The following is an 11,727-nucleotide window of genomic DNA, read 5'->3' as shown; positions in this document are numbered from 1 at the left end:
CTGCGTTCCCTCTGGACTCTGCGCGAGTTTGCGTGAATGATGCAACCAGTGCGTGTGGAGCCACATCGCGATGGGGGAGGCAATGGAGATCCGCCCGCTGAGGCTCGGAGGTGTCTGCGAAATCCTTCCGCGGAGGATAGAAGATACCCGAGGGTTCTTCTCCGAGACCTACAACGCGCGGGCGCTGCGAGAACACGGGATCGAGATCGATTTCGTGCAGGACAACCATTCCCGCTCGCTTCGCAAGGGGGTGGTGCGCGGACTGCACTATCAGCTGCCGCCCCACGCTCAGGCGAAGCTGGTGCGGGTCGTCAAAGGCGCCATCTGGGACGTGGCGGTGGACATACGCCGGAACTCGGCGACGTTCGGGGAATGGGTGGGGCTCGAGGTTTCGGCGGAGAGGTGGAACCAGATCCTGATACCGGAGGGGTTTGCGCACGGGTTCATCACGCTCACTGAAGACACGGAGGTGGTTTACAAGGTCTCCGCCTATTATTCACCCGAGCACGACAGGGCGATCCGGTTCGACGATCCCGCGATCGGGATAGATTGGCCTTTCGTGGCAGCTGACGTTTGCCTGTCGGATAAGGACCGAACCGCGCCGCTGCTCAACGAGGCGGAGTTGTTCAAATGAGGCTGGTCGCATGAATATTCTGGTCACCGGAGGTGCTGGTTTCATCGGATCCGCAGTGTGCCGGCTGCTCGCCTCGGACCATCGATGTAACGTCGTCAACCTCGACAAGTTGACATACGCGGCGAACCTGAATTCTCTGCGCGGACTTGAAGACAAGCCGAACTACAGCTTCGTGCGGGGCGACATCTGCGACAATGATCTTGTTCGCGGAATACTCGAGAAATACGCGATAAGCGCGGTTTTGCATCTGGCTGCGGAAAGCCATGTCGACCGCTCGATTGCCAATCCGGAAGCCTTCATCCAAAGCAATGTTGTCGGCACATTCAGGTTACTCAACGCGACGTTGGAGTATTGGCGTCATTTGCCCGAGAGAAGGCGAGACAGCTTCCGCTTCGTGCATGTCTCGACCGACGAGGTTTTCGGTGACCTGCCCTTCGAGAGCGGAATTTTCACGGAAGATTCCCCGTACAGGCCTTCCTCGCCCTACTCGGCCTCAAAAGCGGCCTCCGATCATCTGGCAAGAGCCTGGTACGAGACCTATGGCCTGCCCGCCATCGTGACCAATTGCTCCAACAATTTTGGGCCCTACCAGCATCCCGAGAAGCTGGTTCCCGTAGTCATCCTCAACGCGCTGCGGAATAAGCCGATCCCCATCTACGGCGAGGGACGGAACGTGCGCGACTGGCTCTATGTGGAAGATCACGCCTGGGCGCTCAAGCTTGTTCTGGAGTGGGGGACGGTTGGGGAGAGATATAACATCGGCGGTGAAGCGGAGCGGACAAACCTGGAGCTCTCCTGGACCATCTGTGCCATTCTTGATGAAGAGCAGCCGCGCCCGGATGGCCGATCCTATGGAGATCAGATTGCGTTTGTCGAAGACCGTCTCGGGCACGATCGACGCTATGCAATCGACGCCACGAAAATCCGCAACGAACTCGGCTGGCGGCCCCTGGAACCGCTTGAGCAGAATCTCCGCAACACCGTCCGCTGGTACCTGGACAACGAGTGGTGGTGGACCTCAGCCCATCGAAGAGCCCTGGAGCCGGTGGGGTGAGGATTGTCGTCACCGGCAGGTTCGGCCAGCTGGCGCAGAGCCTGCGGGAGAAAGCCGCTGAACGGTCGGGCGTGGAACTGGTGATGCTCGGAAGGCCGGAACTCGATCTTGCTCGGCCTGACATAGTGCGTGCTGCGCTATGCGATGCTCGGCCTGATATCGTCGTGTCTGCCGCAGCGTATACAGCCGTGAATCAGGCAGAAGATGAAGCGGATCTTGCTTACACAATCAATGCCAAAGGTGCAGAAACCGTGGCGCTGGCAGCGCGAAAATGCAACGCACCGATAATCCATCTTTCAACTGACTATGTTTTCTCGGGATCTTCGGGGGAGCTCTATACGGAGGATGATGCTCCGGGTCCCCTCAATGTTTACGGGAAGAGCAAACTTGAGGGGGAACGCCTCGCCGCAGAAGCCCATCCGCAGCACGTCATCCTGCGGACATCCTGGGTCTACAGCCCGTTCGGCCGCAATTTCGTGAAAACCATGCTGCGACTTGCCGAGGAGCGCGCCAACGTCTCAGTAGTCTCCGACCAATGGGGCAATCCCACCAGCGCTCTCGACCTGGCAGAGGCGATCCTTCGCGTTGCGGAGCGGCTTCACGGGAATGAGCCGCCCGTTCATGGGACCTATCATCTTGCCGGCGCCGATCCAATCAACTGGAGCGGGTTTGCTCGCCTGATCTTTGGAATTTCGGATGAGCTCGGCGGTCCAAAGGCAAAGGTCGCCGATGTTCTCACCCGAGATTATCCAACCAAAGCCCTCCGGCCCCAGAATTCGCGCCTCAGTTGCGAGAAGTTCAAGGCTACGTTCGGTTTTGAACTTCCTGGCTGGAATACATCGTTGCGTCCCGGCGTCCAGCGTTTGCTCAAAAGAGGATAATCGTCACTCGCTGGCCCGCGTCAGGTGGACAACGCGATCGGCAACATCAAGACTGGTCTGGCGATGCGCGACGAGGATGCGCGTGATCTTCAATGCCCGGATGGAGTTGTTGATACGCGCCTCGTTCTCGTTATCCAGGTGGCTCGTCGCCTCGTCCATGATCAGGATCTTTGGTGAGCGATAGAGCGCACGGGCGATAATTACACGTTGCGTCTGGCCACCTGACAGGCTGCTGCCCATGTCTCCGACAAAGGTCTCGTAGCCCATGGGGAACGACAGAATTTCCTCATGGATCGCCGCGAGCCGCGCGCATTCCTCCACGCGCTCCATGTCAACCTTGTCTGCGAAGCCCGCGATATTCTGGGCTATCGAACCGGTAAACAGCCGATCGTTCTGCAGCACGCAGGCAACGTTCCTGCGATAGACTGCAAGTCCCATTGAGGCAACAGAAGCGCCGTTGAACAACACGTTGCCTGACGTTGGCTCGTTCAACCCCGCCGCGATCTTCAGAAGCGTGGACTTACCCGCACCGGAAGGTCCGGCAATGCCAATGCATTCGCCTTCCCGCACATCCATGGAGAAATCGTTCAGGATAAAGGCTTCATTGTCGCCGTATCGGAAGGAAACGTTTTTCAGGCTCAGGTGGACGTTCGTACTCTCGCGAACAGCCATGGCACTGCCGGATGCTTCCAATGACGACGGGCCTTTTTCCGGAACTGCCAACGCGATATCCGAAATACGTTCGCCATGGAGCGACAGCATCCGCGCGATCATCATCGCGTCAATGAGACCGGCAATGCGTTGGGTAAACTGATCGCGATAAGACAGGAACGCGATGAGCATTCCTACCGTCATGCTGTTTGCCATCACTGCCGCGGCACCGAAATAGATAAGCAGGATGCGGTCGCCCCCCAGCAGGCAACCACTCAAGGTGGCAAAGATGGCGTCCAGCTTGCGCACCCGCACGTCAGCCGCAATGCGCGCGACCAGGTGGTTGATCCAGGTTTCCTTGCGCCGGTGCTCCAGGCAGAGAGCCTTCAGGCTGGAGATCCCGCGAATGGATTCCAGAAAGTGCGAGCTTTCTCGCGCGGCATTGTGGATCGCCTGCTCCGACCGGGAGCGGTAGGCAGGATAAGTTGCAACCCGTAGAAGCACATAAAGTGTCACGGATACGGCCACGATGAGAACGAGCCAGCCGCCATAAGCAATCATGACGGCGAGCAGCGCCAGCGCCATGACGCCATCGAGGACGGCCATCAGCACGCGGGCAGTCAGCGTTTGCTGGATCTGGTCGAGCGAGTCGAAACGCGAAACGATGTCGCCAACGTGCCTCTTTTCGAAAAAGCCTAGCGGCAGCTGCATGAGGCGGTCGAAAAGCCCCGCCTTCCATTGCAGGCTCAGGGTGGAACTCAAGACAAGGGTCGACCATGCGCGGATGAAGCCGAGCATCGCCTGCAGGAAAAGAAGCCCGGCAAGGCCGATGACCACAGTCAGCAGGAGGTCGCGGTCTGCCACGACAATCACTTCGTCCAGAACGATCTGAAAAGCGAACGGCATGGCGATGCCGACCATCTCCAGAAGCGCCGAAATGGCAAGGATCTGGATCGCGGCACGTCCGAGACCAGACGTTCGTTTCACCAGATCCAAGACGCTGATCGACCGGCGCTCATCACGCTTCTCGAAGCTTAGGTCTGGCCAAGCCTCCAATGCGACCCCGGTAAAACGCTTCCCAACTTCGGCGAACGGAATCGTGCGGCGCCCGGCCGCCGGGTCATGAATGACGATGCCCTTCGCGTCCACCCGGACGAGCACGACGAAGTGGCTGTGATCCCAATGCAGAATACACGGTAAACGCAGCAGCTTGAGTTCGTCGAGATCGAGGGACAATCCCCGCGAGGCCATCCCCAGTTCACGGCCGACATCAATGATATCCGCCAGCGTCATACCGTTTATGGAGATGGTGAAACGCTGCCGTGCGGACGTCATATCCAGGTGGCGGCCGCGGTGTCCGGCCACCATCAGCAGGCAGGCGAGCCCGCACTCTGCTGCTTCAGACTGCAATAGGATGGGGGTGCGGTGACGCAGTGCATCCGCAAGAGGCATGGAAGGATTTGCCACGTCAAAGATCCGCTATTCTGCCGGTTACGCGCGAGAGCGGATTCAACAACCACTCATAAAGCTTTCGAGTTTCTGTGCGCACATGGGCTTCAAACCGCATGCCCGGCGGCAACTGAGCAGTCGTTTCGGCGACCGTTTCATTCGGCTCAATGGTTACAAGGTAGAAGGTTCCTGCGGGGCCGGAGAACCTTTGAGAGATAAGCGTACTGAGTTCGTCCTGGTTCAGCGCGGCGCCGGAGATGGAAACGATCCTGCCGCCGAACTGGCCGAATTTCTGGTAGGGAAAGGCTTCGTAGCGCATCAGCACCTCGTCGCCCGCACGGATGAAACCGATGCCGGTGCTCGGCACCAGGAGATTTCCTTGCAGATGGGCATCCTTCGGCACAATCGTAAGCAGAGGAAACCCCGCCTGGACCATCTGCCCCTCGTCCGCCATCACGGCGGTGACCACACCGGCCCGAGGAGCGACGATCTGAATCTCGCTTCGGCCTTCGCCTTCAAACATCTGGCGATCAATTTCCACCAGCCGCTGGCGAAGTTCGCTGATCCTTGCTTCGGCAGTCCGGTCGTGCATCTGCAGCCGGTGTTCCAGCTGGTTGATGCGGGCGCGCAGTTGCAGCCGGTCACGCTCCGCTGCCTCCAACTGGAGCTGGTAGGACATGTGGGCCTGCTGGCGCGTTTCCACCTGTCCAAGGGTGGCGAGCCCCTTGGCGATCAGATCCTCCTGACGTATCGCGTTCTTTTCCAGCGCGACCGTGAACTTGCGCAGAAGTGCCCGATAGGATCCCAGATGCGCCTGCTCCTGTCTCGCATCTTCCAGTTCGTCTGAAAGCTGCTGCTTTTCGATCCTGGAGAGAGTCTGTTGCCGCTCGATCGCGTCAGAAACTTCCTGCCTTTGCATGCGCAGCAGGTTGAGGCCTGCTTTGTTTACCCAGCCGTTCTCGGTGATGTAGTCCACGCAAAGCGTATACAGAACGTTGCCAGCCTGAACCGCATCCCCCTCCTGCACGCGCTTCAACTTGATCCAGCCACTTGACGGCGCTGTAAGGCGGGCTAGACCACCCACCGGAAGCATTACGCCTTCGGCTCTCACAAGGCGGGTATACTCGCCGAAGAAGAGAAACAATGCAGCCGCCAACAGCGCCGCGCTCGATACCCAAGCCGCTACGTTCAAGGAAATGCTGCGGGGCAGATGGGACTGAACAGCCCACCCATTCCTTCGCTCGTCATTTGCTTTAAAGAGAAACAATGAGCTTTGACCTGGTCGCTCCAAAAGCTGCCCCGCATAGTTTAGTCATTGTTGCGAATGTCGCGGTGAATGCCGTTCGTTCGCTGGTTACCCGGTGGGATGCTTGATCAGATCTAGAAGGTTGTAAATCAAACCAAGCGTGGTCCCGAACGCGCAGCCAACTCCGCCAGCAACAGCCGCCCCCACCGGACCGGCTAACACCGCCGCGGTAAGCCCGCCCACAATACACCCTCCAAGGATACCCTCCCTCATCGACTCCCCGTCCCAGCCGCCTGTAACGTTTTCCAGTTCTGTGTTGTGCAATTGCCGCATGGTTCCCCTCTAGGTATACTTTTGACGAGTGTATTCGGAACGGTACAACACCGTCAGCCCTTGGAGCCCCGGTACTGAACGCACTGGACCAGACCCTCGCCGAGGACGCTGTGAGCATCGGCGCCCGCACTTATCGGCAGAAAGCCGGCAGTTGTGAAAGCCCCACCTACTCCGCCTACCCTTGCTTCCAGCACGCCTACGGGCGAAGCAATGGCAACAGACGGACCAAGAATTGCGCCACCCGACACACGCGCCAGGCAGCGTTTACCAACTCGCAACATTGTTTATCTCTCATATTTCTGACTGAACTAGCTGCTTTGCAGCGCCAGAACGGTTGGTACGAAGAAGGTTTTGCACCAACTCCGCAGCTGATTTCATAGAAACGACTAAGTGCTTCACACCAGTTAAAATAAATTCTTTTTAATACTTCCGTGGAATTTTTGTGAACACGTGCGTCCACTCTGAAATAGGACGCCCCGCCAATTTGGCGATCTAAGAAGATCCATACCCGCTAAGTCATGTATTTATGCCAGAGCGCCGGGCGATGACTTCGATGTATCCACCTTCTTCTGCTCACCGGTTAGTAAGTATCCGATGGCCCCGCCTCCAGCGCCCATACTTCCACCGCCAATGGCAGCCCCAAGGGCGCAACCGATCACGCTACCAAACGGGCCCACGATCATCCCGCCGGTACATCCCGCTGCAGCACCTACCACTGCGCCCCACACTCCCAGGTAGATCGTGTACAAAAGCGACCTACCACCCACTACATCGATCAGCTCATCTTGATCCAACCGTCTCATAAACACCTCTAGTTTACCTGAACTATTGTATAATGGCTTCTGATTGCAGATGTACGAGCGCTCGACCAACCTAGGTGGTGTCCCCAGAAGTGTGAGAGCGGTTCAGAAAGTAGTGTATGACGCCAGTGCCAAGCCCAATCGTGTAGCCTATTCCGGCCATGGCAAGTGTGCAGATTGGACCAACAAATATTCCAGTAAGCCCATCTTCTATGCCGCCGGTCAAACCGCCCGCAAGCCCAACTGCGACGGAAATGCCTTCTTTATCGCCTCCTGACACGGTCGTCAGTTCGCAGTTACGTAGTGGTCGCATTTAAACCTCGTATATCGCTCGTCGGTCTAAAGAATAAGAAGCAGCGCCCAGCCGCTCAGCGCCCGCTGCCTCAATTACGCTCGTTTAAAATAACGGGATATATAGTACCCGGCTGCCCCGCCGCCCGCGCCAGCACCCAACGCGCCGACAGCCGCCCAGATGGCACTACCGGCAAGGCTTCCCACCGGGCCGAAAAACAATCCAGCCACAAGTCCGACCCAGCCCCCGACGCGGCACCCCACGCCCCCATTCCTAGCGCTGCCTTAATCTGATCGTTGCCACCAGCAGCCAACGCGATCTCGCGTCGTTCCAAAAATCTCATAAACTCAACAAAGCCCCTCAGTAAAAATACAATAAATATATAATTATTATTCTAATCTATTGGTGGCTTTGAGATAAGTGGTGCATCAGACCAAGACTACCCCCCAGCACCATTCCGACCCCACAACCGAGCAGTGTCCCGCAAGGGCCGAAGACGCGGCCAATGGCGCACCCGGCAGTACTGAGCGTGAACATGCCGGTCACACCTATGGCAGCCGACGGCCCGCTCGCTCCGCTCACCGTACAAGCCGCCAGCTTCAATTCAAGAGGGTTCAAGTAACGCAACCGAGCTCCTTAAATCAAACGCAATACAGACCAGAGCTATCGGTTCAGTTTATGCTGAATGAACAAAGTATATATTCAGTTATGCGTAGTGATGAAATGATGGACTACCCCACAGCTAAGCCCGAGTGCTGCCCCAACCCCGCATCCAACGAGACCCCCCACAGGACCCAAAAAGCCTCCCGCAAGGCAGCCCACCGCGCCCCCGGTAAGCGTCGCACCTGCGGCTACGGCTGCCCCTCTTGCGTCTTCTTCATCTAAATGACCGCCACCGATTGTCGTCAGATCACCTTCATCCAAACAGCGCATAGAATACCCCTTAGCAAGCGTATTTTGAAAAGCTTAAGCGAAATTTGTTCGAACAACGGACCCCATCGCGCCAAGGATGCCGGCGACGAGACCCGCCCCCATACCAATTCCGCAGCCAGCTAGTTTGGCAATCGGGCCACCCAGGCTACCAATAGCGCACCCGACCCCCGCGCTGGTCATAACCCCTGCCCAGGAGATTCCAATTACACCCAATCGCACCAACTCATCCTCGGTGCTTCCGCCTGCAATCGGCGTCTTTTCAGATTCAACCAAAAGGCGCATACAGATTACCCACCAGAAAAATAATAGAGCACCCTTGAATACATAAATAATCCAAATGTCAACTCTTATAAATTGTAAGTATATTTGTTTATATTCATATTATACTTATATTGAATTGCAAATTGATCATTCCGGATGGCAGCTGCACGAGTTTCAGCAATAGACTGGCGACTTGCGCCAGGCAACAGAAGAGCGCAGGGACGAGTACCCCAAGCCAAAGGAGAAGTTGGACGATAAGGAGGGTTCAAGACGGAGGAGTCAAAAACGACTGCGGCCAATCTTCTGCACGAAAGACAGAAGCTTTCTATCCGCGAAAATCTCTAATAATCTTCAATAGAAAGATGGTACTCCCAAGGGGAATCGAACCCCTGTTTCCGCCGTGAGAGGGCGGCGTCCTAGACCGCTAGACGATGGGAGCATCAGCAGTTGCCGCGATATAGACGGGCCTCGCGTTGAATGCAACACCTTCCTTCGTGATTTTCTCGGTATCTGTGAAGAAAGATGCGCGAAGCCCGGAATAGCTGGGGCTACTGCCCCTGCCAGCCGATCTCAAAATTCCCGATTACGCGGCGTTCCGTCAGATCGTAGAGGAGAATCGATTCGCCGCCGCCATTGCGACGGATGTGAAGCGTGATTCGGTTGCCGTCGAGGGACTGGGACACCACCTGTGACGACGGAGGCAACAGAATGCTGCCCGAGATCATCTCGCTCGACGGCGGAGCCTGCGTGACCGTGTCACTTGGCGATGGGCCGAAGGACTTGTAGACAAGCGCAACCATGACGGCCATAAGCGCAAAGAAAAGGATGCCCAGGTTGATGAACATGAATCGCAACATCTTGCGACGCACGTTCTCAGCAGCTGGATCCAGTGTCTTTTCTTCTTCGAGGTGGTCTGGGGCTTCCCCGTTCATGGCTGTCCTGTCGCCGAAAGGTTCGTGATGCACGCTTCTGATAACGAAGAGATGGCTGAATGGAAAGTGCTGCATGCCGATGCGGATGCTCAGGGCAGCCGGTTGGACCAGTGGCTTGCCGCCACGCTTGCTCCGGAACTTTCCCGCAACCGCATCCAGGCGCTCGTGCGCGGCGGCAGCGTGACGCTCAATGACCGCGTGGTGACGGAGCCCAAGCAGAAGGTTGCCGAGGGTGACGTATGCTGCATCAACATGCCCGAGCCAGAAGCGCCGGAACCCATGGGCGAGGACATCCCGCTCGACGTGCTCTACGAGGATGACAGCCTGATCGTCATCAACAAGCCGGTGGGTCTCGTCGTTCATCCCGGTCCCGGCAACTGGACAGGCACGCTCGTCAACGCGCTTATCCATCACTGCGGTGCGTCCCTGTCCGGGATCGGCGGCGTGCGGCGGCCAGGCATCGTCCACCGCATCGACCGCGACACGAGCGGCGTTCTTGTCGTTGCCAAGACGGACCAGGCACATCGTTCGCTGGCGGAAGCGTTTGCCGACCACGGACGCAACGGGGACCTGGAGCGTGCCTATGTAGCGCTCGTCTGGGGTGCGCCCAGCCGGGTGACCGGCGTCATCGAGACCTGGCTCGGACGCTCCAATCAGGATCGCACGATGCGGGCCGTTGTGCCGCAGGGGCGGCCGGACGCACGCCATGCGATCACGCATTACACATTGCTGGAGCGGTACGGCGACGCGAACAGTCCCATCGCGTCGCTGGTCGAGTGCCGGCTCGAGACGGGCCGCACGCATCAGATCCGCGTCCACATGGCCCACATCGGGCATCCGCTGATCGGCGATCAGGCCTATGGGCGATCATTCCGCACAAAGGTCAACAAGTTACCGGAAGAGTTGCGAACGGCGGTGGAAAGCTTCGAGCGGCAGGCGCTGCATGCGCGGCTGCTTGCCTTCCGCCATCCCGTCACTGGCGAGATGATGCGCTTTGAAGCTCCCCTGCCCGAGGACATGGCAACGCTTCAACACTTGTTTTCTGCGCTCTGAACGACTATCTCAGGGTCATTGAAATGACCTGCCCTTATAGCCTGCCCCGCCCATGCGACGGGATTGCAGGGCTATGCTTTAAATTTCGCCGCAATCTACCTATATATGTCGTACGTAGTGCGCTCAGGGGAGCGGCTGCGTATTTGCCCGCCGCATTTGGGGGCACGAGTGATAGGAGGGTGCTTAATGGCCCAGACATTGCCAAGTGTAGTTTCCGGTGAAGGCGGACTGGCGCGTTATCTTGAGGAGATCCGCCGCTTTCCGATGCTGCAGCCTGAAGAAGAGTACATGCTCGCCAAGCGCTATCAGGAGCATGGCGACTCTGATGCTGCACACAAGCTTGTTACCAGCCACTTGAGGCTCGTTGCCAAGATAGCAATGGGGTATCGTGGCTATGGACTCCCGATCGGGGAAGTCATTTCCGAAGGAAACGTCGGCCTGATGCAGGCCGTGAAGAAGTTCGAACCGGAGCGCGGCTTCCGGCTGGCCACCTATGCCATGTGGTGGATCCGGGCCTCGATCCAGGAATACATCCTGCGATCGTGGAGCCTCGTGAAGATGGGCACGACTGCGAACCAGAAGCGCCTGTTCTTCAACCTCCGGAAGACAAAGAGCAAGATCCAGGCGCTCGGTGACGGCGACCTCACCCCTGATCAGGTGAAGGAAATCGCTACCCGGCTGCATGTGAGCGAGGATGAGGTTGTTTCGATGAACCGCCGCCTTTCCGGCGACGCTTCGCTGAACGCTCCGATCCGCGCATCCGAGGGTGAGTCCGGCGAATGGCAGGACTGGCTCGTGGACGACCGCGAGAGCCAGGAGAGCATGCTCATCGAGCAGGACGAGCTGGAGCAGCGCAAGCGCATGCTGGACGATGCTCTCGGCGTTCTGAACGATCGTGAGCGCCGCATCTTCCAGGCTCGGCGTCTGTCGGAAGACCCGCTGACGCTTGAGGAGCTTTCCGGTGAATTCGAGATCAGCCGCGAACGCGTGCGCCAGATCGAGGTGAGAGCCTTCGAGAAGGTGCAGGACGCGATCAAGGCTTCGGCAAAGCGCCAGGCGGAAAGCATGGGGCGGGAAGCCCTGCCGGCCTAGCCCAGACCAGTTCGGACTTTCACAGAAGCTCTGAACTGCTCGAACTCTTTGTCTCGCGGTTCCGGACGGAAAACCGGTTCCCACTTTTCCTGGAACCGCTAACTCTTTGTTTTCTC

Annotated in this window: 9 protein-coding genes and 1 tRNA gene; 5 read left to right on the top strand and 5 right to left on the bottom strand. The window is 57.9% G+C overall.

All coding sequences use genetic code 11. The features are described 5' to 3' along the window. Positions 1-82: 82 nt before the first annotated feature. Genes rfbC through rfbD form a run of 3 tightly spaced genes read left to right on the top strand, consistent with a single transcriptional unit; the run spans position 83 to position 2,569 of the window. Positions 83-634 (top strand): dTDP-4-dehydrorhamnose 3,5-epimerase, encoded by a 552-nt coding sequence (gene rfbC, locus IEX27_RS07285; RefSeq protein ID WP_188720399.1) that lies wholly within the window; start codon positions 83-85, stop codon positions 632-634. A 10-nt stretch (positions 635-644) separates the two neighbouring features. Continuing rightward, positions 645-1,688, top strand: a complete 1,044-nt coding sequence (gene rfbB, locus IEX27_RS07280; protein ID WP_188720285.1) for a dTDP-glucose 4,6-dehydratase — start codon at positions 645-647, stop codon at positions 1,686-1,688. Further along, entirely contained in the window at positions 1,685-2,569 is an 885-nt protein-coding gene (rfbD, locus tag IEX27_RS07275) for a dTDP-4-dehydrorhamnose reductase (protein ID WP_188720284.1), read from the top strand. Before rfbB ends, rfbD begins: the two co-directional genes overlap by 4 nt. A gap of 3 nt (positions 2,570-2,572) precedes the next feature. Here the strand turns inward: rfbD and IEX27_RS07270 are convergent, their stop codons facing one another. The 5 genes from IEX27_RS07270 to IEX27_RS07250 all read right to left on the bottom strand — a co-directional run bounded on the left by IEX27_RS07270 (position 2,573) and on the right by IEX27_RS07250 (position 9,466). Then, entirely contained in the window at positions 2,573-4,687 is a 2,115-nt protein-coding gene (locus IEX27_RS07270; protein ID WP_210315507.1) for a peptidase domain-containing ABC transporter, read from the bottom strand. A gap of 1 nt (position 4,688) precedes the next feature. Continuing rightward, positions 4,689-5,861, bottom strand: coding sequence for an HlyD family secretion protein (locus IEX27_RS07265; protein ID WP_188720283.1), 1,173 nt, complete (start codon positions 5,859-5,861; stop codon positions 4,689-4,691). A 440-nt stretch (positions 5,862-6,301) separates the two neighbouring features. Beyond that, the gene (locus IEX27_RS07260) at positions 6,302-6,529 is read right to left on the bottom strand and encodes a hypothetical protein (protein WP_188720282.1); all 228 of its coding nucleotides are present in this window, start codon (positions 6,527-6,529) and stop codon (positions 6,302-6,304) included. Between the two features lie 2,368 nt (positions 6,530-8,897). Further along, positions 8,898-8,973 (bottom strand) — tRNA-Glu (locus tag IEX27_RS07255). A 109-nt stretch (positions 8,974-9,082) separates the two neighbouring features. Next, on the bottom strand, positions 9,083-9,466 hold the full coding sequence (locus tag IEX27_RS07250; RefSeq protein ID WP_188720281.1) for a fimbrial protein: 384 nt from the start codon (positions 9,464-9,466) through the stop codon (positions 9,083-9,085). A gap of 27 nt (positions 9,467-9,493) precedes the next feature. Here IEX27_RS07250 and IEX27_RS07245 point away from each other — a divergent pair, with 27 nt between their 5' ends. Next, entirely contained in the window at positions 9,494-10,519 is a 1,026-nt protein-coding gene (locus IEX27_RS07245) for an RluA family pseudouridine synthase (protein ID WP_188720280.1), read from the top strand. A 186-nt stretch (positions 10,520-10,705) separates the two neighbouring features. After that, on the top strand, positions 10,706-11,611 hold the full coding sequence (gene rpoH, locus IEX27_RS07240; protein ID WP_188720279.1) for an RNA polymerase sigma factor RpoH: 906 nt from the start codon (positions 10,706-10,708) through the stop codon (positions 11,609-11,611). The last annotated feature ends 116 nt before the right edge of the window (positions 11,612-11,727 follow it).

The organism is Nitratireductor aestuarii (assembly GCF_014641695.1).
In the GTDB taxonomy this organism is placed as follows: domain Bacteria; phylum Pseudomonadota; class Alphaproteobacteria; order Rhizobiales; family Rhizobiaceae; genus Chelativorans; species Chelativorans aestuarii.
Note: the sequence above shows the minus strand (reverse complement) of the source record. Positions and strands in the feature narration are given on the sequence as shown.